29 protein-coding genes are annotated in these 24758 nt (G+C 62.5%); 10 read left to right on the top strand and 19 right to left on the bottom strand.

The genetic code is table 11. The features are described 5' to 3' along the window. Positions 1 to 129: 129 nt before the first annotated feature. Positions 130 to 2058 (bottom strand): molecular chaperone DnaK, encoded by a 1929-nt coding sequence (gene dnaK / locus ACT6Q8_RS18150; protein WP_054167998.1) that lies wholly within the window; start codon positions 2056 to 2058, stop codon positions 130 to 132. A 502-nt stretch (positions 2059 to 2560) separates the two neighbouring features. On the opposite strand from dnaK, the gene ACT6Q8_RS18145 reads away from it, so the two are divergent. Together ACT6Q8_RS18145 and ACT6Q8_RS18140 are read left to right on the top strand one after the other, a co-directional pair. Next, positions 2561 to 2803, top strand: a complete 243-nt coding sequence (locus ACT6Q8_RS18145) for a hypothetical protein (protein ID WP_054167999.1) — start codon at positions 2561 to 2563, stop codon at positions 2801 to 2803. Positions 2804 to 2905: 102 nt separating this feature from the next. Continuing rightward, on the top strand, positions 2906 to 3724 hold the full coding sequence (locus ACT6Q8_RS18140) for an arylamine N-acetyltransferase family protein (RefSeq protein WP_444733499.1): 819 nt from the start codon (positions 2906 to 2908) through the stop codon (positions 3722 to 3724). Between the two features lie 93 nt (positions 3725 to 3817). On the opposite strand, the gene ACT6Q8_RS18135 is transcribed toward ACT6Q8_RS18140, so the two are convergent. After that, positions 3818 to 5035: an argininosuccinate synthase gene (locus ACT6Q8_RS18135; protein ID WP_054168156.1), complete on the bottom strand. Its 1218-nt coding sequence runs from the start codon at positions 5033 to 5035 to the stop codon at positions 3818 to 3820. 185 nt (positions 5036 to 5220) lie between these two features. Here ACT6Q8_RS18135 and ACT6Q8_RS18130 point away from each other — a divergent pair, with 185 nt between their 5' ends. Both ACT6Q8_RS18130 and ACT6Q8_RS18125 read left to right on the top strand, forming a co-directional pair. Further along, positions 5221 to 5478, top strand: a complete 258-nt coding sequence (locus ACT6Q8_RS18130; protein WP_444739414.1) for a hypothetical protein — start codon at positions 5221 to 5223, stop codon at positions 5476 to 5478. 112 nt (positions 5479 to 5590) lie between these two features. After that, entirely contained in the window at positions 5591 to 6601 is a 1011-nt protein-coding gene (locus ACT6Q8_RS18125) for a sensor histidine kinase (RefSeq protein ID WP_444733500.1), read from the top strand. Here ACT6Q8_RS18125 and ACT6Q8_RS18120 read toward each other — a convergent pair. The 4 genes from ACT6Q8_RS18120 to ACT6Q8_RS18105 form a co-directional block, all read right to left on the bottom strand. Next, positions 6591 to 7373: a glycerophosphodiester phosphodiesterase gene (locus ACT6Q8_RS18120; protein ID WP_444733501.1), complete on the bottom strand. Its 783-nt coding sequence runs from the start codon at positions 7371 to 7373 to the stop codon at positions 6591 to 6593. The genes ACT6Q8_RS18125 and ACT6Q8_RS18120 overlap by 11 nt on opposite strands. Continuing rightward, positions 7370 to 7603, bottom strand: a complete 234-nt coding sequence (locus ACT6Q8_RS18115; protein WP_054168004.1) for a hypothetical protein — start codon at positions 7601 to 7603, stop codon at positions 7370 to 7372. The genes ACT6Q8_RS18120 and ACT6Q8_RS18115 overlap by 4 nt, the downstream gene beginning before the upstream one ends. 3 nt (positions 7604 to 7606) lie before the next feature. Then, positions 7607 to 7894 (bottom strand): hypothetical protein, encoded by a 288-nt coding sequence (locus ACT6Q8_RS18110; RefSeq protein ID WP_054168005.1) that lies wholly within the window; start codon positions 7892 to 7894, stop codon positions 7607 to 7609. A 159-nt stretch (positions 7895 to 8053) separates the two neighbouring features. Next, complete coding sequence (locus tag ACT6Q8_RS18105; RefSeq protein ID WP_156344584.1) at positions 8054 to 9316, bottom strand: hypothetical protein; 1263 nt, start codon at positions 9314 to 9316, stop codon at positions 8054 to 8056. A gap of 416 nt (positions 9317 to 9732) precedes the next feature. On the opposite strand from ACT6Q8_RS18105, the gene purB reads away from it, so the two are divergent. From purB to ACT6Q8_RS18090, 3 genes are all read left to right on the top strand, one after another. Beyond that, a complete protein-coding gene (gene purB / locus ACT6Q8_RS18100) occupies positions 9733 to 11028 on the top strand; it encodes an adenylosuccinate lyase (protein ID WP_444733502.1) in 1296 nt (431 codons plus the stop codon). Positions 11029 to 11516: 488 nt separating this feature from the next. After that, positions 11517 to 11669: a hypothetical protein gene (locus ACT6Q8_RS18095; RefSeq protein ID WP_156344585.1), complete on the top strand. Its 153-nt coding sequence runs from the start codon at positions 11517 to 11519 to the stop codon at positions 11667 to 11669. Positions 11670 to 11717: 48 nt separating this feature from the next. After that, positions 11718 to 11870 (top strand): hypothetical protein, encoded by a 153-nt coding sequence (locus ACT6Q8_RS18090; protein WP_156344586.1) that lies wholly within the window; start codon positions 11718 to 11720, stop codon positions 11868 to 11870. Between the two features lie 43 nt (positions 11871 to 11913). Here the strand turns inward: ACT6Q8_RS18090 and ACT6Q8_RS18085 are convergent, their stop codons facing one another. From ACT6Q8_RS18085 to ACT6Q8_RS18075, 3 genes are all read right to left on the bottom strand, one after another. Next, complete coding sequence (locus ACT6Q8_RS18085) at positions 11914 to 12159, bottom strand: hypothetical protein (protein WP_102112566.1); 246 nt, start codon at positions 12157 to 12159, stop codon at positions 11914 to 11916. 4 nt (positions 12160 to 12163) lie between these two features. Further along, positions 12164 to 12622: a Fur family transcriptional regulator gene (locus ACT6Q8_RS18080; RefSeq protein WP_054168009.1), complete on the bottom strand. Its 459-nt coding sequence runs from the start codon at positions 12620 to 12622 to the stop codon at positions 12164 to 12166. Between the two features lie 106 nt (positions 12623 to 12728). Further along, positions 12729 to 13103, bottom strand: coding sequence for a helix-turn-helix domain-containing protein (locus tag ACT6Q8_RS18075; protein ID WP_054168010.1), 375 nt, complete (start codon positions 13101 to 13103; stop codon positions 12729 to 12731). Positions 13104 to 13288: 185 nt separating this feature from the next. Between ACT6Q8_RS18075 and ACT6Q8_RS18070 the strand changes: the two genes are divergently transcribed. Beyond that, positions 13289 to 14539, top strand: coding sequence for an Hsp70 family protein (locus tag ACT6Q8_RS18070; protein WP_054168011.1), 1251 nt, complete (start codon positions 13289 to 13291; stop codon positions 14537 to 14539). Positions 14540 to 14569: 30 nt separating this feature from the next. Here ACT6Q8_RS18070 and ACT6Q8_RS18065 read toward each other — a convergent pair whose 3' ends face one another. The 3 genes from ACT6Q8_RS18065 to ACT6Q8_RS18055 are packed head-to-tail and all read right to left on the bottom strand — an operon-like array spanning position 14570 to position 17312. After that, positions 14570 to 15052: a hypothetical protein gene (locus tag ACT6Q8_RS18065; protein ID WP_444733503.1), complete on the bottom strand. Its 483-nt coding sequence runs from the start codon at positions 15050 to 15052 to the stop codon at positions 14570 to 14572. Between the two features lie 25 nt (positions 15053 to 15077). Then, entirely contained in the window at positions 15078 to 15818 is a 741-nt protein-coding gene (locus ACT6Q8_RS18060; RefSeq protein WP_054168012.1) for a DUF599 domain-containing protein, read from the bottom strand. Between the two features lie 9 nt (positions 15819 to 15827). Beyond that, complete coding sequence (locus tag ACT6Q8_RS18055) at positions 15828 to 17312, bottom strand: pentapeptide repeat-containing protein (protein WP_054168013.1); 1485 nt, start codon at positions 17310 to 17312, stop codon at positions 15828 to 15830. 175 nt (positions 17313 to 17487) lie between these two features. On the opposite strand from ACT6Q8_RS18055, the gene ACT6Q8_RS18050 reads away from it, so the two are divergent. Beyond that, positions 17488 to 17988, top strand: a complete 501-nt coding sequence (locus ACT6Q8_RS18050; RefSeq protein WP_054168157.1) for a PaaI family thioesterase — start codon at positions 17488 to 17490, stop codon at positions 17986 to 17988. Between the two features lie 35 nt (positions 17989 to 18023). On the opposite strand, the gene ACT6Q8_RS18045 is transcribed toward ACT6Q8_RS18050, so the two are convergent. Further along, positions 18024 to 18389, bottom strand: coding sequence for a ribbon-helix-helix domain-containing protein (locus ACT6Q8_RS18045; protein ID WP_444733504.1), 366 nt, complete (start codon positions 18387 to 18389; stop codon positions 18024 to 18026). 347 nt (positions 18390 to 18736) lie between these two features. After that, a complete protein-coding gene (locus tag ACT6Q8_RS18040) occupies positions 18737 to 19144 on the bottom strand; it encodes a metallopeptidase family protein (RefSeq protein ID WP_054168015.1) in 408 nt (135 codons plus the stop codon). Between the two features lie 103 nt (positions 19145 to 19247). Here ACT6Q8_RS18040 and ACT6Q8_RS18035 point away from each other — a divergent pair, with 103 nt between their 5' ends. Continuing rightward, positions 19248 to 19559, top strand: coding sequence for a 4a-hydroxytetrahydrobiopterin dehydratase (locus tag ACT6Q8_RS18035; protein ID WP_054168016.1), 312 nt, complete (start codon positions 19248 to 19250; stop codon positions 19557 to 19559). Here ACT6Q8_RS18035 and ACT6Q8_RS18030 read toward each other — a convergent pair. From ACT6Q8_RS18030 to ACT6Q8_RS18010, 5 genes are all read right to left on the bottom strand, one after another. After that, a complete protein-coding gene (locus ACT6Q8_RS18030; RefSeq protein WP_444733505.1) occupies positions 19537 to 20463 on the bottom strand; it encodes a 5'-methylthioadenosine/S-adenosylhomocysteine nucleosidase in 927 nt (308 codons plus the stop codon). The genes ACT6Q8_RS18035 and ACT6Q8_RS18030 overlap by 23 nt on opposite strands. Before the next feature lie 78 nt (positions 20464 to 20541). Continuing rightward, on the bottom strand, positions 20542 to 22398 hold the full coding sequence (locus ACT6Q8_RS18025) for a DUF885 domain-containing protein (protein WP_444733506.1): 1857 nt from the start codon (positions 22396 to 22398) through the stop codon (positions 20542 to 20544). Between the two features lie 193 nt (positions 22399 to 22591). After that, a complete protein-coding gene (dnaQ, locus tag ACT6Q8_RS18020; RefSeq protein WP_444733507.1) occupies positions 22592 to 23275 on the bottom strand; it encodes a DNA polymerase III subunit epsilon in 684 nt (227 codons plus the stop codon). A 5-nt stretch (positions 23276 to 23280) separates the two neighbouring features. Continuing rightward, on the bottom strand, positions 23281 to 23904 hold the full coding sequence (gene coaE, locus ACT6Q8_RS18015; protein WP_054168019.1) for a dephospho-CoA kinase: 624 nt from the start codon (positions 23902 to 23904) through the stop codon (positions 23281 to 23283). Then, positions 23901 to 24746 (bottom strand): shikimate dehydrogenase, encoded by an 846-nt coding sequence (locus tag ACT6Q8_RS18010; RefSeq protein ID WP_444733508.1) that lies wholly within the window; start codon positions 24744 to 24746, stop codon positions 23901 to 23903. The genes coaE and ACT6Q8_RS18010 overlap by 4 nt, the downstream gene beginning before the upstream one ends. Between the last annotated feature and the right edge of the window lie 12 nt (positions 24747 to 24758).

Raw genomic sequence — 24758 nt, 5'->3', positions numbered from 1 at the left:
CGCCGTACCCGGATTGGAAGCCAAATCATCAACATTCCTGTCAAGCAACAGGCCCGCCCGGGTAAACCGGGCGGGCCAGCGCCAGACTTGGAACGGCTGTCCCGCCCCCGAAATGGGGGTCAAACGGCGTCAGTTCTTCTTGCGGTCGTCGACTTCCTCGAAGTCGGCGTCCACCACCTTCTCACCACCGGCATTGTCATCATCGCCGGCGTTGGAGGCGGAGGCAGAAGCGCCGTCGGCGGCGCCACCTTCCTGACCAGCCTTGTACAGGGCCTCGCCGATCTTCATGCTGGCCTGAGCCAGGGCATCGGTCTTGGCCTTGATGGCCGCCGGATCGTCACCACCCATGGCCGACTTCAGATCGGCGATGGCGGCTTCGACGGCGGACTTGTCAGCGGCGGCGATCTTGTCCTCATTCTCCTTGAGGGTCCGCTCGGTGGAGTGGATCAGACCGTCAGCGTGGTTCTTGGCTTCCACCAGTTCCTTGCGCTTCTTGTCGTCCGCCGCATGCTCCTCGGCGTCCTTCACCATCTTTTGGATGTCGCTGTCCGACAGACCACCCGACGCCTGGATGCGGATCACCTGCTCCTTGCCGGTGGCCTTGTCCTTTGCGCCGACATTGACGATGCCATTGGCGTCGATGTCGAAGGTCACCTCGATCTGCGGCACGCCGCGCGGGGCGGACGGAATGCCCATCAGGTCAAACTGGCCCAGCATCTTGTTATCGGCGGCCATTTCGCGCTCACCCTGGAACACGCGGATGGTCACCGCAGACTGGTTGTCTTCCGCCGTGGAGAAGACCTGGGACTTCTTGGTCGGGATTGTCGTGTTGCGGTCGATCAGACGGGTGAACACGCCACCCAGCGTTTCGATACCCAGCGACAGCGGGGTAACGTCCAGCAGCAGCACGTCCTTGACGTCGCCCTTCAGGACGCCGCCCTGGATGGCCGCACCGATGGCCACCACCTCGTCGGGGTTCACGCCCCGGTTCGGCTCCTTGCCAAAAATCTGCTTCACGGTCTCGATGATCTTGGGCATGCGGGTCATACCGCCGACCAGGATCACCTCATCCACTTCCGACGCCTTCAGGCCGGCATCCTTCAGCGCGGCCTGGCAGGGGCCGACGGTGCGGCGGACCAGATCTTCCACCAGGGCTTCCAGCTTGGCGCGGGTCAGCTTGATGTTCAGGTGCTTCGGACCGGACGCGTCGGCCGTGATGAAGGGCAGGTTGACTTCCGTCTGGACGGAGCTGGACAGCTCGATCTTGGCCTTTTCAGCCGCTTCCTTCAGGCGCTGCAGGGCAAGACGGTCTTTGCGAAGGTCGATGCCCTGCTCCTTCTGGAACTCTTCGGCCAGGTAATCGATGATCTTGCCGTCGAAATCCTCACCGCCCAGGAAGGTGTCGCCGTTGGTGGACTTCACCTCGAACACGCCGTCACCGATCTCCAGGATCGACACGTCGAAGGTACCGCCGCCAAGGTCGTACACGGCGATGGTGCCCGCACCCTTGCGCTCCATGCCATAGGCAAGGGCGGCGGCCGTCGGCTCGTTGATGATGCGCAGCACTTCCAGGCCGGCGATCTTGCCGGCATCTTTGGTGGCCTGACGCTGACTGTCATTGAAATAGGCGGGAACCGTGATGACGGCCTGGGTGACCTTTTCACCCAGATAAGCCTCGGCGGTCTCCTTCATCTTCTGCAGGATGAAGGCGCTAACCTGGCTGGGGCTGTACTTGTCGCCCTGGGCTTCAACCCAGGCGTCGCCATTGCCGCCTGACACGATCTTGTACGGGACCAGATTGGCGTCCTTCTTGGTCACCGGATCATCGAAGCGGCGGCCGATCAGGCGCTTGATGGCGAACAGGGTGTTGTCGGGGTTCGTGACGGCCTGGCGCTTCGCGGGCTGTCCCGTCAGCCGTTCACCACCGGGGGTGAAGGCGACCATGGACGGCGTGGTGCGCGCGCCTTCGGCATTCTCGATAACCTTGGCCTGTGTGCCTTCCATGACGGCCACGCAGGAATTCGTGGTGCCCAGATCGATACCGATAACCTTGCTCATGACGACCTCTCTTGTTCGGCAGACCGCCCGCAGCCCTAAGCACCGCGATATGGTCCCCATTGTTGATCTCCGGGACGGGCCACCGTCCTGGCGCAAAGCAGATATAGGCAGGAGCGCCGAAGTCCGCAACTGTCCTGCCTTCGTAACGGCATTGACAATTTCGTCAAGGCAGCGATGCCGGAACCGCGCGGTGTCAGCGGCGTCACGGGAGGGTCCAGAGCAATGCGTGTGCAGACATCGCGATCCCTTCCCTGGGAGTAAACATGTTCATATGACGTTTAAGTAACGCATACATCTCTATGGTTGCGCCCGACATGAGGCAACCATTTTTGCTTGGGCGGCCAAGCAACTTTCTAAGTTATACTTATTACCGCTAAAAATTAATACGTTTATATCTATATTTCTTTATGGAAACGCTTTAGCATCGATTCCATTGGATAAGGATGGCTCTGTAACAGGGCCCGAAGCCGTCGACAGGGGGGCGGAACCGATGGACTGTTCAATGAACAATCAGGATTTGGTTGGGGACGAACCGGCGCCGGAAGTGGCGATGGCCATCAAGCGCTGCCTGGAAAGTCTGGTGCGCGATGCCCGCCGCAGCCAGATGGACGATCTGGCCGAATTCCTGGCCCTTGCAGCCCTGGCTGCCGATGACGCCGCCAAGGCTCGGCGCAAGGCCGCCGCAACGAGCGCCGCAGCGGCACCGAACGATCTGGCCAACCGCCGCGTTGCAGGCTCCTGCTGACCCTGCCGCTTCATGTCATGAGGACGCTTTCGGGCTGGTGGGGTCAACCCACCCTGGCTTAAGGGATGGATGCTTTCCCGATTTGCCAGGATGCCGGCCACCATGTCCGACAATCATTCCGATCCGTTCGACCTTGAATCCTATCTGGCCCGCATCGGCCATGACGGCCAGACTTTTGCCGATCTGGCAACGTTGCGCGCCATCCATATCGCCCATGCCGGCGCGATTCCGTTCGAAAACCTGGATATCCAGATGGGCCTGCCCATCCGGCTGGAACCCGATGCCATCCTGGCCAAGCTGGTGGGGCGGCGGCGGGGCGGTTACTGCTTTGAGCAGAACAGCCTGCTTGCCATGGCGCTGACAGCCATCGGGTTCGCTGTCACGCGGCGCGTGGCGCGGGTGCGGATGGGGGGTGATCCTGGCGGGCGCAGCCATCTGATGCTGCTGGTCACTATCGCCGGGCAGGGCCATGTCTGCGATGTCGGGTTTGGCGGATCGTGTCTGGCCGAACCCCTGCCCCTGGTTGCGGGGGAGTATGACAGCGCCGGGGATCGCTGGCGCCTGCGTGCTTCCGACTGGTCACCGGGATGGGAACTGGAGGTCTGGCGCGATGGCGGCTGGTTCGGGCTTTACTGGTTCGGGGAGGAAGAGGTCGTGGAATACGACCTGATCTTCGGCAACCATTATACGTCCACCCATCCCGCCTCCCGTTTCGTGCAGAACCGTGTGGCCGCCCGCACCACCCTGACGGAGCGCCATACATTGCTGAACGGCCTCTACCGCCGACGGCTGCAGGGTGAACTGGTGGAGGAGATGCAGATCACGGACGAGGCGGCGTTCCGCCACATCCTGGCCGACCGTTTCCTGATCGACCTGTCCGAGGGAGCGGTCCTGAAACCGGTGGAAGGGATCAACCCTTAAAATGAAAATGTCGCATGCGCCCTTCCGGGCTTATGCGACCTACGAAAAACGTAGGTCGCACAAGGGCGTCAGCCCGCATGCGACACAAATTTCTTACAGACCCTTGGCGATGCTGTTCAGGCGCAGGCGGAGCGCGTTCAGCTTGATGAAGCCTTCGGCGTCCTTCTGGTTATAGACGCTGTCAGCCTCGAACGTCACATAATCCAGGCGGTACAGGCTGTTCGGGCTCTTGCGGCCCACCACGCGGGCCGACCCCTTGAACAGCTTCAGGCGAACGACACCATTCACCCGCTGCTGGGTGCTGTCGATCAGGGCCTGCAGCGCCTCACGCTCCGGGCTGAACCAGAAGCCGTTATAGATCAGCTTGGCATAGCGCGGCATCAGCTCGTCCTTGAGGTGCAGCGCCTCACGGTCCAGCGTGATGCTCTCGATGCCGCGATGGGCCACCGACAGCAGGGTGCCGCCCGGCGTCTCATAAACGCCGCGGCTCTTCATGCCGACATAGCGGTTTTCCACCAGATCCAGACGACCGATGCCATGCTTGCCAGCCAGACGGTTCAGTTCCGTCAGCAGGGCCGCCGGGGTCAGGCGCACGCCGTTCACGGCGACGGCATCACCCTTCTCGTACTCGATCTCGACATATTCGGCCTCGTCCGGCGCCTTTTCCGGGGCGACGGAGCGGGTGTACATGTCCTCGTCGGCTTCCACCCAGGGATCTTCCAGGGCCTTGCCTTCGTAGGAGATGTGCAGAAGGTTGGCGTCCGTGCTGTACGGGGCCTCGCCACGCTTGTCCTTGGCGATGGGGATCTGGTGCTTCTCGGCGAATTCCAGCAGCTGGGTGCGGCTGTTCAGGTCCCATTCGCGCCACGGTGCGATCACCGTCACATCGGGCTTCAGCGCGTAATAGCCCAATTCGAACCGGACCTGATCATTGCCCTTGCCGGTGGCGCCATGTGCCACGGCATCGGCACCGACCTGACGGGCGATCTCAATCTGGCGCTTGGCGATCAGCGGACGGGCGATGGAGGTGCCCAGCAGATAGGTGCCTTCATACAGCGTGTTGGCGCGGAACATCGGGAACACGAAGTCGCGCACGAATTCTTCACGCAGATCGTCGATGAAGATGTTTTCCGGCTTCACGCCCAGCAACTCGGCCTTCTTGCGCGCAGGCTCCAGCTCCTCACCCTGGCCGAGATCGGCGGTGAAGGTCACGACCTCACACGCGTAGGTCTCCTGCAGCCATTTCAGGATCACCGAGGTGTCGAGGCCGCCCGAATAGGCCAGCACGACTTTCTTCACGCCGCTCTTCATGGGTAATATCCGTTGCGCTAACAGGTTGAACCGGGCACGGAAGTTATCGGGGGCGATGGCACCTGTCCAGACCATGAGGCCCGCATCCGCATGGGGGCTGGCCGGCAACAGCGACAAGCCCCATATCGCACGACGTCACCTGTGACAAATGAAGAGGGTGCAAGATGAGCCGCGGAGGCCTTTTGATGATCGTCTGCCTACTGGCCATGCTGCTGGCGGCGGCGGTCGGCGGCGTCATGGCGTGGAACGCGATGGGCGGCGGCGGACCGGAACAGGGGATCAGCCTGCATGGGTTTATCGCGCTGGGCCTTGGGATTCTGGGCTCCCTGGTGGTGGGTGGCGGGTTGATGGCGCTGGTCTTCTTCTCCAGCCGCAGCGGCCATGATGAGACGGTGCATAGGGAAGTGACGGAACGCATGCCGCCCGATGGGGGACAACATTGATACCGTTCGCGGTGGTACCCGGACCTCGCCGCTATGATTACCACCACGACGGCACCCCGGAATGTTGTTATGGTTCCGCGAGAAAATCACCGCTTGGCCAAGGCCGGTCCTGATGGCGCTCCTTCTCGCGATTGAAACCGGCAGACGCTCACCGCTCTTCGCCTATGGTTTCGCGTTGCTGGCCTTCGGCCTTGCCCTGGTGGTGCGCTGGACGGCGGAGGCGGCCTTGCCGCCGGGTTTTCCGTTCCTGACCTTCTTTCCTGCCGTCATCCTGACCGCCTTCTTTGCGGGCCTGTGGCCCGGCATCCTGGTGGCCGTTCTGTCGGCGCTCGCCGCGTGGTATTTCTTCATCCCGCCCGACGGGTTCGGGCTGGACAGGCCCAGCGCGCTGGCCCTGGGCTTCTTTGTCCTGATCGTCGCCATCGATATCGCCATCATCCATGTGATGAACATCGCGCTGGCCAGGGTGCGGCAGGAGCGGGCTCGCGCCAAGAAGGCGGAGCAGGAGGCCAGCGAACTGGCCGCCCACCGCGCCGTCCTGTTCGCTGAGCTTCAGCACCGCGTCTCCAACAATATTCAGATCGTCTCTGCCCTGCTGGCCCTGCAAAAGGCCGACGTCACGGATGAGAAGGCGCGCCGCGCCCTGACCGATGCAGCCACGCGGTTGGCCACCATCGGCAAGATCCAGCGCCGCCTGCACGATCCGGAAAACAGCCACGGCAATTTCGCCGGCTTCTTGTCGGAGCTGGTGGAGGATGTGGCCCGGGCGGGTGCGCCGGCCGGCATCAAAGTGGCGGTGGATGCGACCGCCCTGCCCCTGCCGTCGGAAAAGATCATCCCCGCCGCCCTGGTGGTGGCCGAGCTGGTCAGCAACAGCCTGGAACATGCGTTCGTGGACCGTCAGAAAGGATCGGTTAGGGTTGCGGCCCGGATGGCGGAAGGCAACCGGGTGGAGCTGTCCGTCACCGATGATGGCAAAGGTCTGCCGCCCGGTTTCGACGCGGCAACCGTGCCTAGCCTGGGCCTGCGGCTGGTGCGGCTGCTGACGCAGCAGCTTGGCGGTGATTTCCGGATGAAGGACACGGGTACTGGTGCCGAGGCACGACTGCTGTTCAGCGTGTAAACCCCTGAGGCCACTGGCCCCGGCGGGACATGACGTCGCGCAGCAGTGTCGGGCGGTCAGTGATGATGCCGTCCACACCCATATCCAGCAGGCGTTCCATCTCCGCCGCCTCGTCCACTGTCCAGACATGGACGCAAAGCCCGCGTGCGTGGGCCGCGCGGATCAGGCCGGGGGTGACTACGGTCAGCCCCTTGTGCCGTACGGGCACCTGCAGGCAGTGCGGGCCCGCTGGGGCCGACAGCGGCAGGCCATGGCCAACGGCCCAAACCCGCGCCACTTCCCACGGACCGGCAGAAGAACAAAGATCGGCCCCAAGGTCCGACCGCAACCGTGCCAGCCGGGCACCGGAGAAGGAACCGACACACACGCGATCCAACGCGTTATGCCGGCGCAATGCCGTGACCAGCGCATGCGCCGCTGCATCGGATTTGGGATCGATATTGAGGCGCAGGTCCGGCCAGGTCTCCAGGACCTGATCCAGCAGCGGGATCGGTTCCCGACCCGCCACCCGCGCCTGTGATATGGCGGACCAGTGCAGATCGCCGATACGGCCCTGACCATCGGTCAGGCGCTCCAGCACGGGATCATGGAAGACGACCAGTTGCCCGTCCCCCGTCACCTGTACATCGGTTTCGATATAGCGATAACCAAGGTCGATGGCGCGTGCGAAGGCCGCCAGACTGTTTTCCGGCGCTTCAAGGCCGCCACCGCGATGGGCGAAGGGGATAGGACCGGGATGATCCAGATAGGGATGAAGGGACCTTGCCCTCATGGCTTCTGGTCAAGCCGGGGCCAGCGCGACAGCGCCACAATCCACAGCCCCACGGTCAGAAGCGGGAAGAACAGGAAGACCGCCATAGCCCAAAGCGGGTTGCGCCCCGTCTTGCCCAGGGCGATGCCTACCATGCAGACGGTCCAGGTAATGGTCAGCACGACCACAAGGATGGAAGCCCAGCCCGGCAGGAAGAACAGCATATCCACCAGATCGCCATAGCGCGGCATGGTTCAGCCCTCCCCCTTCGCGGCCTGTTCCTTGGCCCGTTGCCGCTTCAGTCGTTCGCGCGGATGCAGCTTTTCCGGGCGCGGCGGCAGGTTGGGCCATGTCCTGAAGGCAAGAAGGCTGGCGAACACGGCCCATCCAAATAAAGGCAGCGCCAGCCAGACGATCCAGGCCATGGGCAAGCCCGCTCGCTGCATCAGGCGGCGGGCTGGCCAGAGGGCCGCCAGGGTCAGGGCCGCATGCACCACCAAGGCCAGTTTCCAGCCGCCCAATCCCGCCTCACCCGCTTCCATCGATCCAACCTTCAACAGACACAGACAGGGGACATAGCATGATTGGAACAGGGGTCAACAACGGATCGGGCCAACGATAAGGCCCGGTCCCCGCACAGATCATGCGGAAACCGGGCCAAACCGCGACCGACCGGGATGCGGTGACGTCAGCAGAAGGGATCAGAAGCGGACGCGCGCGCCCGATATCACACCATTGATGTCCTTATATTTGACGGTCCGCGTGTCATAGGAATGGTTGCGATAGCTGATATAAAAGTCGGTGGCGAAGGCATCAATCGTCTGCACATAGCCGACCGACCAGGCTTTGGCATCGCCACCGGCAATGGCCAAATCTTCCTGGACCAGATAGTCGATGACGAAGGAACTGTTGCCAAGGCCCGTGACATTGGCCAGGTAGCCCAGCTTGCCATACCAAAAGTCGCTGTCGCGCGGACCGATATCGCGGGTACCGCCAGCGGCCGTCACGTTGAAGCCATTGGCCAGCTTGACGGAGATGGAACCGTTGGTCTGGGTATCGAAGCCGGTGCGGCTGTCATTATTGACATGGCCAATGGCGCCCGACACTTCCGTGGTGCCGATCTTGCCCGTGTAGCGACCGGCGAAATCGGTGGCCCCGCCTTCGATGAAGCTGGTGGACAGCATGAAGCCACCAAAGGTGGGGGTGTCGTAGCGGACACGGTCGTCACGGCTCAACCCGTCGAAATTATTGAAGACGCTGTTGATATTGGGGCCGGCGGCCCGGTTCGCCTTGTTGCGGAACAACACGCCGCCGAACAGGGAACCGATATCGGTGTGGCTGACCAGTGTCGCAGTGCCGGACAGATCCACCTCTGACGTCACATTGGTGGCCGTATCGCCCTGCCCCACCCAGATGCGACCGAAATTCTTGTGCTGAACCCAGAATTCGGCCTTGCGCTCGTTCACGGAGAAGGCGCCGGCATCAGTGCCAAAGCCCGTGGTGCGCGATGAACCGGAACTGGTCTCGAACTCGATATCGGAACCGGCTGTCCAATTATCATCCAGCTTGGCCGTGCCGGCCACGCGGATGCGGGTGGAGGCCTGGGAATTGTCGACGAACATGGTATCATTATCGTAACCGTCATCGGCGAACTGCACAGCCCGGCCAATCTGACCGGACAGCATCAGCTTCACTTTGCCGTTACCCGACTGCGTCACCTGCGGTGCCTTGAAGGCGTCGGCGGATACCAGCGGCGCATCCTTGCTGGCGGGCGGGCCGGCGGGCGTGCTCGGTGCCTTTTCCAGCTTATCAATCCGTGCCATCAGGGCCTGGACCTGCGCGCGCAACGCCTCGACTTCGCTGGCCTGGGCCGGCGCCTGCTGGGCTATGGCGGAGGACGCGGAAACGGCGAACAGGGCGGCACCGGCCAGAAGGGCGGCGGATATCCGGGGTGACACTCTCATCAGCAAATCCTCCCATGGGCGGCCCCGTGGCGGGGCACTCGTTCATTGCATTTGGATGACGTATTCATGACGGGGCGCTCCCGGCACGGGCAAAGATGTCGGGTGCTTCACCAATCCGGGCAGGTACACGGCAAGGTCATCAATGATGTGCCATGCGAATGATTTAGGCCGATGATGGGATCGACCCGATCAATATTGGCCAGCACATCAATACAGGCACAGAGTGGCGGGGTTTGTCACAAAACTGTAACCCCGACCTTTGGGTGGGGGTGGCGATCCCTGAAATGGCGTGGCGCGGCTGCCACAGGTGGCGGGCATGGCACCCTGTCAGGCGCGGCACTAGTCAGGGTCGCGACTTGCCCTTATGGTCCGCCTCGCCTTTCCCGCCACCTTTCCACGCGCCAGGGCCGACCGACATGATCCCCCGCTACTCCCGCCCCGAAATGACCCGCATCTGGGACCCGGAGAACCGGTTCCGCATCTGGTTCGAGATTGAAGCCCATGCCTGCGACGCGCAGGCCAAGCTGGGCGTGATCCCGGCGGACGCCGCCAAGGCCGTGTGGGACCGCGGCGCCTGGGAGATCGACCGCATTGATGAGATCGAGCGCGAGACCAAACATGACGTCATCGCCTTCCTGACCAACCTGGCCGAACATGTCGGGCCGGAGGCACGCTTCGTCCACCAGGGCATGACCAGCTCTGACGTGCTGGATACGTGTCTGGCGGTGCAGATGACTCAGGCTGCCGACCTGCTGCTGGCTGACCTGGACAAGCTGCTGGACGCTCTGAAGCGCCGCGCGCTGGAACATAAGTACACGGCCACCATTGGCCGCAGCCACGGCATCCATGCCGAACCGACGACGTTCGGCGTGAAGCTGGCCGGCCACTACGCAGCCTTTGCCCGTAACAAGACGCGCCTGTTGGCCGCCCGGGCCGAGATTGCCACCTGCGCTATTTCGGGTGCCGTCGGCACCTTCGCCAATATCGACCCGTTCGTGGAAGAATATGTGGCCGAAAAGCTGGGCCTGACCGTGGAGCCGCATTCCACCCAGGTGATCCCTCGCGACCGCCATGCCATGTTCTTCGCGACCCTGGGCGTGATCGCCGCCAGCCTGGACAATCTGGCGACCGAAGTCCGCCATCTGCAGCGGTCCGAAGTGCGCGAGGCGGAAGAGTATTTCTCGCCCGGCCAGAAGGGCAGCAGCGCCATGCCGCACAAGCGCAACCCGGTGCTGTCGGAAAACCTGTCGGGCCTGAGCCGTATCGTACGCGGCTATGTCACCCCGGCGCTGGAGAATGTCACCCTGTGGCATGAGCGAGATATCTCGCACTCCTCCGTCGAGCGCATGATCGGCCCCGACGCCACCGTGACCCTGGATTTCGCCCTGGCCCGCGCCACCGGCATGATCGACAAGCTGGTGGTCTATCCGGAGAACCTGCAGAAGAACCTGGACATGCTGGGCGGCCTGCATAATTCGCAGCGCATGCTGCTGGCCCTGACCCAGGCGGGGATGAGCCGCGAAGACGCCTATCGCGCCGTACAGCGCAATGCCATGCCGGTCTGGCTGGAAGGCAAGGATTTCCGCACCATGCTGAAATCCGACGCCGAGGTGATGAAGCACCTGACGGAGGCCGCCATCGACGACGCCTTCGACCTGGGCTACCACACCAAGCATGTGGACACGATCTTCCGCCGCGTGTTTGGCGAGTGACCGGAAGCGCCGACGGCAGACATGCCGGCGGCCTGACACTTCTGTAAGATTGAGGCCCCCGCACGACAGCAGTGCGGGGGCCTTTTTCTTGGGTTCAGGCTGCTATGAACGGCAGGGTTTGTCCAGATTCTGAGGGCGCTTCATGCCACCCCTTCGAATTTCCTGAATGGCCTCTGGGGCGAAAGGCAGCGGACAAACGCCCCCATGCCAATGCATGACAGGGTTGCATCACGCCGTTCGGGCGATTGGGCGGCACTGTTGGGGCAAACGTCCATTGGCGGACAGTCCGGCACCCGTCCCTGTTCATTTTCGAACAATCATCGCGATGGCCCCGTCACCGATCCGCCATCATTTGGCTTCTTCTGTCACTTTATAGCCAAATTTGCTCTCAATGTGCCCGTATATTTTCCAGAATATGCAAAAATACCGGTTGGCACAGTCTTTGCTGATACAGGGTCATCGAAAGACATGAACCCACGGAGATGAAGATGACCAGCCTGACGAACCAGATCGAAGCCGCCGATGACAACATCGTGGAAAGCTTCTTCGCCTCGCTGCCGACCGCCGCCGACATGATCGAAGCGGTCGCCGTTCTGGCCATCGGCGCCCTGATGACGCTCAGCCTGCATGTGATGCTGTAAGCCAACGACACCTTCCCCCCGACATTATCGAGATCAAGGAGAAACCCCATGTCCGCCTATATCAACGCCGCCGCCCATGACGCTGATGAAGTCCTGTCCGGTTTCGGTGCCTTCCTGAAGGACGGTGTCAGCGCGATCGAAGCCGCCACGGTCCTGTCCGTCGCAGCCTTCATCGCGATGGTCCTGAATACGCTGCTCTGACACGCGGTTCAGGACCAGGAATTCATTGAAGTGTGACCCAGCCTCAGTGCCGGGTCTGGCCCAGAACCCAGGATCCGACGATGGCCGCACTTGATACGGCCTCCGCTTCCGGGTGGTGCCACTGATAGACTGCCATGGCGACGTCCAGGCAATGCGTATCCGGCACACCACGCGACCGCATTTCGCGATAGGCGCGGGTGACGGCGGAACGGCAGCAATCGCCACTGCCCGCCGCCGGATGGTCCGCACAGGGCTGGCCCAGAAATTCCTTGGGAATGTCCCGGCCCATCGGGTCAGACCTTGGAGCCGTGGCCACCGGGAACATATGTTCGCTCCACGATGGGACGGTCCTTGCGCACCCCATACAGTTCCAGGCGGTGACCTATCAGGCGATAGCCCAGCTCATCGGCGATCTTCTCCTTGATCTTCTCCAGCTCCTCGCTGGAAAACTCCACCACGTCGCCCGTCTGCACATCGATCAGATGGTGGTGATGTTCCTCGCGCGCCTCTTCATAGCGGGCGCGGCCATCGCCAAAATCCAGCCGTTCGATGACATTGGCTTCCTCGAACAGGCGCATGGTGCGATAGACGGTGGCGATGGAGATATGCGGATCAATCTCCACGGCCCGCCGGTAAACCTGCTCGACATCCGGATGGTCTTGGCTGTCCGACAGCACGCGGCTGATGACGCGGCGCTGTTCAGTCATCTTCAGGCCCTTCTGGACGCAAAGCTGTTCGAGGCGGGATGGCATGTCCGTCGTCTCCGATCCGGTTCTCATGGCGAATGATCCGCCAACATATGGACCATCCCGCGCGCCAAGGCGAGGGGGATGGACATACTCATTCGATAAATGCGCCTTATACCTGCGTCAAGGCCGCCTGTTCTCGGCCCAGCAGCCGTAGCAGCGCCGATAGCTGTGCCGGGGTCAGCCGCGCAATATCGCGCGCCAGAAGGTTGGCGACCAGCGTATGGTCAGGTGTCAGGCCCGCCGTATCCACGGTAATGCGCGGATCGGACAAAGCCGCCAGCCGCTCCACCTCCTCCGCCGCGTCCCAGATCAACCCGAAATAGGTGCAGATCTGACGCAGCAGCATGGGTGACGGCAGGCCCTTATGCCCATGTTCCAGCGCCGACAGGTAGGCCGAGGAGATTTCAAGCTCATCCGCCATCTGCTTCAGGCTGACGCCTTTTTCGGCACGGAGCTGGCGGACACGGTTGCCAAACGGGGTCATGGGCACCGAACGGAACGACGGGATCAGGGAGCCGTAGCATAATGGTCGAAGGGGTGGGCGCAAAGCCCCGGCTTTCCTGCTTCCTTTTACGCATCTTTCCTTATTCCGAGTCGATAGGTGCTTGACGCGACCGGCCCCGCCTCTTACAACCTCGCCCCTTTTGCCGGATTGAAGGGTTCAGGATCATGGTGGCGTGCGGGCTGGATTTCGGCACTTCCAATTCCACGCTGGGCGTGGCGGATGAGGCGGGCAGCCGCATGCTGGCGCTGGAAGGCGACCATGAGACGCTGCCCAGTGCCATTTTCTTCGATTTCGAGACCCACCGCCCCGCCTTTGGCCGCGCGGCCATCAATGCCTATGTAGCGGGTGGCGATGGGCGCCTGATGCGATCCATCAAATCCGTGCTGGGCACCAGCCTGATTGATGAAGAAACATTGCTGGGCCGCCGCCGCGTGGGCTTCCGCGAGGTCATCGGCCTGGTCATTCGCCATATCAAGGAAGAGGGTGAGCGGCGTTGCGGCCGGGAACTGACCCATGTGGTCCATGGCCGCCCTGTGCATTTCGTGGATGGCGATGACGCCGCCGATCAGCGGGCGGAAAACGCCCTGGCCGACATTGCACGGGCCAGCGGCTTTGCTGATGTCAGTTTTCAATATGAACCAATCGCGGCGGCGCTGGCCTATGAGGCACAGATCAATGCCGAACAGATCGCCCTGATCGCCGATATCGGCGGCGGTACATCGGACTTTTCCATCGTACGCATCGGGCCGGATAGGGCTCGGCGGGCGGAACGCGCCGATGACATCCTGGCCAATGACGGTCTACGCATCGGCGGTACCGATTTCGACCGGCTGTTGAGCCTGGAGGCGGTGATGCCGCATCTGGGCTACCGCTCCCCCCTGCTGCGCCAGGGGCTGCTGACGCCCAATCATCTTTATGTCGATCTGGCCACCTGGGCCAAGATCAACTTCCTCTACAGCCCCGCTGTTCTGACCGATGTAGAACGGCTGGTGAAGGAGGCAAAGCACCCGCAATTGATCCGCCGGCTGGTCACAGTGCTGGAGGAGCATCTGGGCCATGCGCTGGCCATGAAGGTCGAAGAGGCAAAGATCGCCCTGTCGGGATCGAACACCCACGACATCGACCTGTCACTGGTCGAAAAGGGTCTGGAGGCGCCGTCCACCCGCGGGCGTCTGGGGAATGCGGTGGCCGATCCGGTGGAAAGGCTGGCGGCCATGACCAAAGACTGCCTGCGTCAGGCGGGCTTACGCGGGGATCAGGTGGATGCCATCTTCCTGACCGGCGGTTCCACCCTGCTGCCCGCCGTGCGCAGCGCCATCACGGGTGCCGTGCCCGAGGCCCGGATCGTTGAAGGCGACAAGTTTGGCGCCGTCGGCCTGGGCCTGACCATTGAGGCTGGGCGGCGTTATGGGTAAAATTCGCAAAACATTAATAAGTTTATTTGGTTATCTAAACTCTATATCTAAATACCCATAATTAATAGCCCACTGCCAAAGTGAGGTACGTGCATTTTTTATTCTTTCAGACATTGCTTCGATTATTTTTTCATTAACCGGGTTCCTTTTCCCGGCATTCTTTCCTCGAAAAGTCAATAGATGAATTTCGTGATTTTCGTCTTCTTTAACTATTGCGGCATGCGCCAAAAGGTTCCTATCACCAGAAGCATCGCTCACAGATTTAATTGCTAACCTAAGTTTATCAATTTCTTCTTTAGGCCTTTCCTTCATGTTAATAAGAGAAAATAACATTTCACATTTCGGCCTTGAGTCGAGTCGACCAGTGATTAATACCCCATGTTTTGAATCGATGTTCAGGATCCTCCAGATAATTAAATCAAGGAGCATCTCCAAGTAAGTCCAATGTACTATTGCACTACCTATATCTTTAAGCATTTTCTCAGAAACTGGAATATTCAGGCCATCGGACATAGTTCAATATCCCCTTCCCCTGCCCTCACATCCCACCCTGGCTTTTTCCGCCCACCGGCCGCTCGCCCATGCCGTGCGCGGAATAGCGGGCGACGGCGTCGAAGGCGGCGGAGCGGAACTGACGACGCCATAGGACGTAGGTGACAAGCGCCACCAGCGCGATGAAGGCATAGGGGTGGATCATCCAGCCCAGGCTGGCGAAAGCGTAGTAATAGCCACGCAGGCCGCGATTGAAGCTGGTGATGGCGAGCGTCATCATCTTGGCCGCCGCCTTGGCAGTCGTCAGCGCCTCTTCCCCCGGATCCAGCGGCGCACCACCGATCAGCGCGATCGTGTAGTTGAACTGCCGCACGGCCCAGGTGAAGGAAAAGAAGCTGTAGACGAAGATGGCCAGCAGCAGCAGCAACTTGGCCTCGAACACCGTCCGGTCGGTGGGGTTCGTGAAACCCAGTTCCATCACCACCTTATAGGCACTGTCGGATGAGGCCAGCACGCCCAGCAGACCCGCCAGCACCAGGACCGTGGTGGAGGCGAAGAAGGAGACGCTGTGGATCAGGTGGCCCATCAGCATGCTGTCCATCACCCGGTTGTCCCGGTACAGCATGTTGGTCATCCAGCGGATGCGGATGCGCAGCATATGCTGGTTCAGGCTGGTGGGTGACCCCTGGCGGCGGTCGGTCAGCCAGCCATAGCCCCACCAAAGCAGCACGAACCAGATGAACGCCACCCCATCAAGCAACGTCAGGGACGAAAACAGCGGCGGCATGGCAAACCCTCAGGCCAAGCGATAACGCGGCGCCACCAGCCCGTTGAGATAGGTCTTCAGCTCGGGCGTCAGCGGCTCGAATTTCACTGACACGGAACGGGTGGCGGCGTCCAGCGCCATGACCCGCGCCTGCACCGGAACCGGGTCACCCGCCCCCGGGGCGGCCACCAGCAGCGTGACCAGTTCACCTTCCTGATAAAGGGCGGGATCGGCATCGATGGCCATCCCGCCGAAGGACCAGTTGCGGGTGCGGGCCGTTCCCTTGCGGCTGCCCACGGCCAGGGGCGGCTGCACGAAACGGCGCAGGCGGCGGCGCTGCTTGGCATCGCCATCGCCGGCGCGGGTGGCGCCCGCCAGATCGGCGCCACGCATATTGACGCCGGTGACGATGGCGCCCGCCAGATCGGCCTTGCGCAGGATAGCCCCGGACAGGATGGCATTGGTCAGGTCGGCACCGCGCAGGATGGCGCCGTCCAGATTGGCGGGCCAGCTGCGCCCTCCCGACAAGGTCTTGGCCGTCAGGTCCACGCCGGCCAGATGCGCACCCGACAGGTTGGCCCGGCGCAAGGTGGCTCCCGACAGAACAGACCCGTCCAGCACAGCCTCCGTCAGGTCGCTATAGGACAGATCGGCCATTTCCAGCCGGTTATCGGCCCAATCGGCGGCAACCAGACGGCAGCGGCGCAGGCGGGCACCGGCCAGGTTGCGGCCATGCAGGACCAGCGGGTCCAGTTCCGCCATGTCCAGATCCAGGCGTGCGCCCTTGGCCCCGCCAGTTTCGATCCATTGTTCATGGGCGTCGATCATGGCCGACAGCTCCGCCGACGGAATGCGCCGCCGGCTGGGTGAGGCGATCATGGTGGTCACACCTTCGGGCAGATGCTTGCCGCGCGACAGCATCTCACTGTCCACCATGGTACCCGCCAGCTGCGCGCCCATCAGATTGGCGCCCGTCAAATCGACGCCCAGCATCACGCATTTCGACAGGTCGGCCCCGGCCAGATCAGCATCCATCAGGTCCGCACCCGTCAGGTCGCATCCCGTCAGCTTCGCCGAACACAGGATGGCACGTTCCAGCCGCGCCTCCGTCAGGACGGCGGCGCCATCACGCTTGGTGGCCCCGCTGCTATCGGACAGCGTGCCCGACCGGAAATCGGCGCCACGCAGAATGACGTCGTTCAGGGTGGCGCGGTGCAGATTTGCGCCGCGCAGGTCGGCACCCGACAGGTTAGCGCTGGTCAGTTCCGCCCCTTCCAGATCGGCGCCGAACAGATCGGCACGGGCCAGATCCGCACCTTCCAGGTTGCAACCCGACAGGTTGGCCCCGGCCAGCTTGGCCTCCGCCAGACGCGCGCCCTTCAGCGTCAGGCCCGACAGGTCCTGGAAGGCCAGTTCAGCGCGCCGACCGCCCTTGCCGTCAAGCCATTGACGGTGAAGCTGGAATTCCTTGCGCAGGAACTCCACATCGCGGGCGGGCGTGCTCGTGTTGGTCATTGGTCGTTGGCCCCGAAAACCGGCATTGGTGATTTTGTTATCTGCACCCTACGCTAGAGAATACCGCTCCACAATGCGGCGAAGCGATGTGTTCCGGGAATGGTTGACCCAACCTGTTCGTCACGTATAATACGACCGTTCGTTCTTTTTATGCTTAACCCTGATGGATGCCGACATGACCCGCCGCAGCCGCACCTATGACTGGGACGCCCGCCCCCTGGACCCTGCCCTGCTGACCCGCCTGCCGGGGATCGAGATCATCCGGATGATCGCGCGCGGCGACCTGCCGGCGCCCAGCATGGCCGCGACCCTGGGCATGGGCCTGCTGCTGGGCGAGGTGGAGGAAGGCCGCGTGGTGTTTGAAGGGGAGCCGGGCGACCATGTGCTGAACCCGCTGGGCACCGTCCATGGCGGGTTCGCGGCCACGCTGCTGGACAGTGCCATGGGCTGTGCGGTCCATACCATGCTGCCCGCCGGGGCCGGCTACGGCACCGTGGACCTGAAAGTCAGCTTCCTGCGCCCCATCCTGCGTGATGCCGGCATGGTGCGGGTGGAAGGCAAGGTGATCAATGCCGGTCGTACCCTGATGCTGGCCGAGGGCCGGGTGGTGGGCCGCGACGATGGCAAACTTTATGCCCACGGCACCTGCACCTGCTTCGTCCAAGCCGGAAAATAGACCGCCTACACTATTATTTATTCATCTTCTAGTAGTCATCCCACCGGGGCAGCCGGCGGGTTATACATAGACAGGGCGGCGACGATGATGTCGGCATTGCCCTGCCCGTGCCCTGCCCTGGCATGACCCTCTTCCGTCGCGGCAAGCCGGTAATAGTTCACCAGGAAAACCCGGATCGCCGCCGTCAGGGACGCGGCGGCGGGCTTCTTCTCCACGATGCGAGTGCAGATGTCGTGGACGTTATGTCCTTCACGCACCGCGACATCCGACAGCGCGTCCCACATTTCCGGTTCCATGCGCAGGCTGGTGCGCTTGCCCAGAACGACGACGTTGCGGATGACCAGGGTGCTGCTGCCATCGGGCAGGTCTTCACCGGAGAAACGCTTTGAACGCGGCGGCACGGGTGCCTCCCCACTGGACATGAACGGGACATGTCGGCATAAATCAATATGCAGACACATAAACCTATATGTCACGTCATATGACCAGATCAATCAAAATCAATCATGGGTAAGTTGCAGTGGTCGGTGACCAGCGGACGGTACGCAGGCGAGACCGGCCAGGGGCGCATCTCTCCCGGTGCGCGGCCTTTGGATCATTTCTGATGGCCGCCAAACAACGGCTGGCACGCATCTTGGTTTCCCCGGGATTCCAGAATTCCTGGCCCGATTTATGGGAAGTCAGCGTCAGGCCTTATGAATAGTCGGCCCGTACTTCAGAAATGCGGAGGGCATGCTGCGAGCGTTGATTACTCAACCTCCGCCTCCAAAGCCTCCATATCGGCATCGCTGAAGCCGAAATGATGCCCGATCTCATGGATCAGGACATGGCGAACCAGATGATCCAGGTCCTCTCCCGTCTCGCACCAATAATCCAGGATGGGCCGGCGATAGAGGAAGATCAGGTCCGGTTCTAGGCGCGGCTGCGTCACGCTCTGCCAGGGCATGCCCACACCATGGTAGAGACCTAGCAGATCAAACGGGCTTTCCAGGCCCATTTCGCGCTCCGTCTCCTCGTCGGGGAAATCCTCCACCCGGATCAGGACATTGCGAACATGGCTGCGCAGGGCGTCGGGAATGGCCTCCGCCGCGCGGGCGGCGATGATTTCCATCTCGGCCAGGGTGGGAGCGGTGGTGAAGCGGCGAAGCGAGGTCATGGGATACCGGTCAGGGCAAAGGGGTTGGATGGGCGATGGCGGCTTGACGCCGCCGCCGCCCCGGTCCACCTACAGGCCAACAAATCCTGATCAGGAGGAAGAGATGACGCAAGCCCAAACAGGCCGCCCGCCGAAACTGGATAATGATGCCGTGACGGCGTCCCTGGGCACCCTGCCCGGCTGGACCCTGCGCGCCGATCAGGCCGCCATTGTGAAGACCTTCCGTTTCAAGGACTTCAACGAGGCGTTCGGCTTCATGACGCGCGTCGCCATTCTGGCCGACAAGATCGACCACCATCCCGAATGGTTCAATGTCTATAACCGCGTCGACGTCACGCTGAACACCCACGATGTCGGCGGCATCAGCCGACTGGACATCGAAATGGCGACCTTCATGGAGCAGGCGGCGCGCTGAACCGCATCGCCTCCAGCATCGCCGTCACCAGCTTGGCGGCGTTGCTGGAGGCCAGCGCCATGAAGGTGGGGATGCGGTTTTCATCGGGGTCGGCACCGGCTAGATCGGATACGGACCGGAAGATGATGTAGGGCACGCCATTCTGTTCGGCGACCAGCGCCACGGCGGCACTTTCCATATCCACCACCTTGGCCCCGATGGTGCCGTTCAAATAGGCACGCCAGCCGGCATTATCCATGAAGGCGGGACCCGACACCCCGTCGCCGCCCATGACAATCTTGGGGCTTGTCTCAAGACAGGTCTTGTTTGCAGCGCATTTATCCAGCTTCACCCCGGCCACCGCCTTCTCGGCCAGGGCCATCAGGCCTGCATCCGCCTCGAACCAGAATTTACGGATTGGTTCGGCCTTGCCGGGTACGCGGACATAGGCGTTCGACGGCTGGATCACGCCATAGGCGGGATAGGGCAGGCTGGCCCAGGGCACGGGCTTCAGGGTTCCATCCGCGCCTTCGCGCACGAAATGGCTTTCCAGATACTGGCCCCAGCGGCGGGGCACGGCCACGTCACCAATATGCAGATGCGGGTCAAGACCGCCGGCAATGCCGCTGAACAGCAGGGCGTCGACCTTGAACCGGTCCAGCAGCATCTGCGTCGTCATGGCGGCATTCACCATGCTGACGCCTGACAGGACCAGAACCACCGGGCGGCCCGCCAATGTGCCCAGCGTGAAATCCACGCCATGCACGGAAATCACCCTCTTATCCTTGGTGCTGGCCAGCAGGGTGACCAGTTCGGGCGCGAAGGCCGACATCACGGCGGTGCGCGGTGTGGCATCCAGCAATTCCGCCCGCGCCGGCGCCAGCAGCAGCAGGAAAGCCAGAAGGGCGGGGATCAGCCGGGTCATGGGGACGCCATCCATGTTGCAGTGCGAGATGGGCATGGTGGCGGCAGACGACGGGATCGTCAACCGCCACCATCCGGATCAGGCTTTCTTGATCCAAGCCTCAACCTGTTCACCCAGCACATCCAACGGTACCGCCCCGGTGCGCAGCACCAGATCATGGAAGGCGCGCAGGTCGAACTTCGCCCCCAGCGCCTGTTTCGCCCGATCGCGCAGGTCCAGGATCTTCAGCATGCCGACATAATAGCTGGTGGCCTGACCGGGATTGACGATGTAGCGGTCGATCTCGCGGATCACCTGCTCCCGGTTCAGCGGTGTGTTGGCCACGAAATAATCGATGGCCTGTTCACGGGTCCAGCGCTTGGCATGGATGCCGCTATCCACGACCAGCCGCACGGCCCGCCAGACCTGTGTCGTCAGGCGACCGAAATCGGCGTAGGGGTCCTGGTAGAAGCCATATTCCTTGGGCAAGCGTTCGGCATACAGGCCCCAGCCCTCGATATAGGCGCCGAAGAAGCTGTAGCGCCGGAAATCCGGCACATCGCCCAGTTCCTGGGAAATGGCGATCTGCATGTGATGGCCGGGGATCGCCTCGTGATAGACGATGGCATCGGCCTGCCATTTCGCCATTTCCCGCATATTGGCGAGGTTGGCGTAGAAGATGCCGGGCCGCGATCCATCGGGCGAGGGCGGGTTATAGAAGGCCGGCGGGGCCGATTTCTCACGATAGGGTTCGACCCGCTTCACGATGACGGGCGCCTTGGGCTTGGTGATGAACCATTCGTCCAGACGCTTGGAATAATCCGCGATCAGTTTCTCGCAATGGGCCAGATAGGCGGCACGGCCTTCCTCATCGCCATTGAAATAGAATTTCGGATCATTGCGCAGATGTTCGAAGAATTCCTGCAGGGTGCCATGGAATTCCACCTGCCGCATGATGCCCTGCATATCCTTCTGCAGAAGCGCCACATGCTTCAGGCCCAGTTCGTGGATCTGATCCGGGCTCATGTCGGTGGTGGTGCTGTTCTTCACGCAGAACCGGTAATAGGCATCGCCATCCGGCAGCTTCCAGACACCATCATCATGAGTGGCCGCCGCCTCCAGCTTGGCCACGGCGGTGTCCAGCGCCTCATAGGCGGGCTTGACCTTGGTGGTCAGGATACGGGCGGCCTCGGCCACCAGCTTGTCCTTCTCACCCTGCGCGATGGACAGGGCGCCGACCTTCTTCTTGAAATCGGCATAAAGCGCGCTGTCCGGGCCCTGGTCGAACGGGGCACCGGTGATGACGGAGCGGATATCGGGCCGCATCTTGGCGAGCGAGAATTTGGGCGGCACCACGCCGCGCGCGGCCGCATCCTCCCCGCGCCGGATGACATTCTGGATGACGGCCGACACGCCGTTCAGACGCGCCAGATAGGCCCGCGCGTCGGAGACATCATCAATCCGGTGCTGATTGGCCAGGAAGCTGGGGATGCCGGTGTGCCGGCCATAGAGATGGTTGATCGGATAGCGGTGATTGCGCCAGCGATGCGCCTCGATCTCCGCCTCGCACTGCGCCTCGAACAGGCGGAAATTCAGCCGGTCGGTGGCGCCAAGCTGCCCGGCATCCCAACCCTGGCGCAGCAGATCCAGCGCCTGACGGGTGCGGGCAACGGATGCCTCGGCAAAGGCGTCGCTGCCATCATCCCAACGGTCATAACCGGTCTTGCGACCGCGCTGCGTCTGGGTTTCGGGCGACAGGGACAGGTCGGCCTCATACACTTCTGCGAAGAAGGCGTGAAGGGCGGCAGCGTCCCCCTTGTTCTTCGGCTTGGCCGCATCGGTCAGCGACAGGGGGCCTGGCAGACCCTGCGCAAAGGCGGGCAGCGGGGTTGCAGCAGCAAGCGCCAGACCAGCCGAACCGGCCAGCAACTGACGACGGGAAAGGCGGTGACGCATGGATCGCTGTTCCATTCTTGTTATCGTGGGACGCTACAACCATACCCGTGTTTCACATGAAACATCGGGGTCCAATCCGGGAATATACCAACGGTCAGACCTTCTGACCGTTGGTACGGCGGTGACTACCGCCGCGCCGCTCATGCGGCGTAGCCAAGGGCGCGGATGCGCCCGCCCGGCGATTGAGGGGCCGTCAAGCCAGCCAGGCGGCGTTCTTCAGCCCTTTCACAAAGGCCTCGTGTGCGGCCAGTTCGTCGGGCAGGGGCGCGTGCGGGCGCGGCGGACGAGCGGTGCGGGTAATCCGGGCAGGACCCGCATCCAGCCCGGGCTGCGTTGCCACGGGTCCGCCGGCCAGCACCAGATCCGGCTGACGCCCGCCCATCAGTTCCAGATAGACCTCGGCCAGCAACTGGCTGTCCAACAGGGCGCCGTGCAGGGTGCGGTTGGAATTGTCGATCTCAAACCGGCGGCAAAGCGCGTCCAGGCTGGCCGGCGCACCGGGAAAGCGCTTGCGCGCGATCTTCACGGTATCGACGACCGGATTGATCAGCTTCGGCATGCCGATCCGCACCAGTTCCATGTTCAGGAAGCCGATATCGAACGTGGCATTATGGATCACCAGCTGCGCATCGCCGATGAAATCCAGAAAATCCCCGACCACGGCGGGAAAGACCGGCTTGTCAGACAGGAAAGTAGCTGACAGGCCATGTACCGCTTCGGCTTCTGCCGGCATGTCGCGTTCGGGGTTCAGGTAGGTGTGGTAGTGCTGTCCCGTGGCGATATGGTTGAACAGTTCCACACAGCCGATTTCGACGATGCGGTCGCCGTTCAACGGGTCGATGCCGGTGGTTTCGGTATCCAGCACGATCTCGCGCATTGCCATCAAACCTTTCGAACGGGCGACCAGACGCGGCCCTGACGCTGTTTCACGGCCGCCACGATGCGGCGCAGGTGCAGCAGCGTCAAGCGCCGGCCCAAACCTGTAGGCACGACAAAATCCCCCCGCCGGCGTTTTTCCGCGTCCGGCACCTGCCTGGCCAGGATATTGGCCAGTTTCGCGGCATTCATGCCGGGCCGGGCCAGCACGCGCTGACGCTGCAGCCAGGCGGGTGCCGTCACCACGATCACGGCATCCACCCGCCGCTGCCCCTTCGTTTCATAGAGAAGCGGGATGTCCATGGCGGCCACCCGCACACCACGCCGGGCACAGCGTTTCAGGAAGTCATCGGCATCCGCACGGGTCAGCGGATGCACCGCCGCCTCCAGCCGTTTCAGGGCTTCCGGTTTGCCTAGAACGGCGGCGGCCAGGGCGGCACGGTCGACGGCCCCATTCTTCACAGCATCGGGAAACAGAGCCTGGATGGCCGGGACCGCCTTGCCGCCCCTTGCATAAAGCCGGTGGACGCTGGCATCGGCATCATGGACGGGACAGCCCAGGCGGCGCAACATGCTGGCCGCCGTGGATTTTCCCATGCCGATGGAACCGGTCAGGCCCAGAATGATCATCGCGGGTCCAGAACGAAGCGGCGCAGATCGTCTGTCACCTGCGGATCGGTGCCAAACCAGGCGTGAAAGCCGGGTCGGGCCTGATGCAGCAGCATGCCCAGCCCATCCACGACAGGATTGCCCCGCGCCGCAGCGGCGGCCAGCAAGGGCGTCACCAGCGGGACATAGACGATATCGGTGACGATGGCCTCGGTCGGCAGGGCCGACAGGTTAATTTCCAGAGGGGGATAGCCATTCATGCCCTGGCTGGTGGAATTGACCAGCAGCACGGCCCCATCCAGCGCCGCATCGCGCCCATCCCAGGCCCCGACCTTGATGCGCGGATCGCCCAGATCGGCGGCGATTTCGGCGGCCCGTGCCTGGGTACGGTTCAGCAGCCGGATTTCCGGCGCACCCGCATCCAGCAGCGCCACCACGACGGCCCGCGCCGCACCACCGGCCCCCAGCACCACCGACGGGCCACGTGTCACGGACCAAGTGGCCGGTGCGGTGGCAACCAGATTTTCCCAGAAGCCGAACCCATCGGTATTGCGGCCTTCCAAGGTTGCATCATCAGCCACGATGATGGTGTTGACGGCGCCGATGCGCCGCGCGCTGCTGTCCAGCCGGTCAACGATGCGGAACGCCACTTCCTTGTGCGGGATGGTGACGTTGCAGCCGCGAAATCCCATGGCGGGCAAGGCACGGATGGCCTGTTCGGCCCGATCCGGCGGTACGGCCAGCGGCACATAGGCACCGTCGATCCCATAATGGCGCAGCCAGAACCCATGCAGCAGCGGGCTGCGCGAATGACCGATGGGCCAGCCCATGACCCCGGCGATCAGCCCCTTCCCCGTCAACATTCAGATACTCTC

The sequence above is a fragment of the Niveispirillum sp. genome, from assembly GCF_052437035.1.
Classification (GTDB): domain Bacteria; phylum Pseudomonadota; class Alphaproteobacteria; order Azospirillales; family Azospirillaceae; genus Niveispirillum.
Note: the sequence above shows the minus strand (reverse complement) of the source record. Positions and strands in the feature narration are given on the sequence as shown.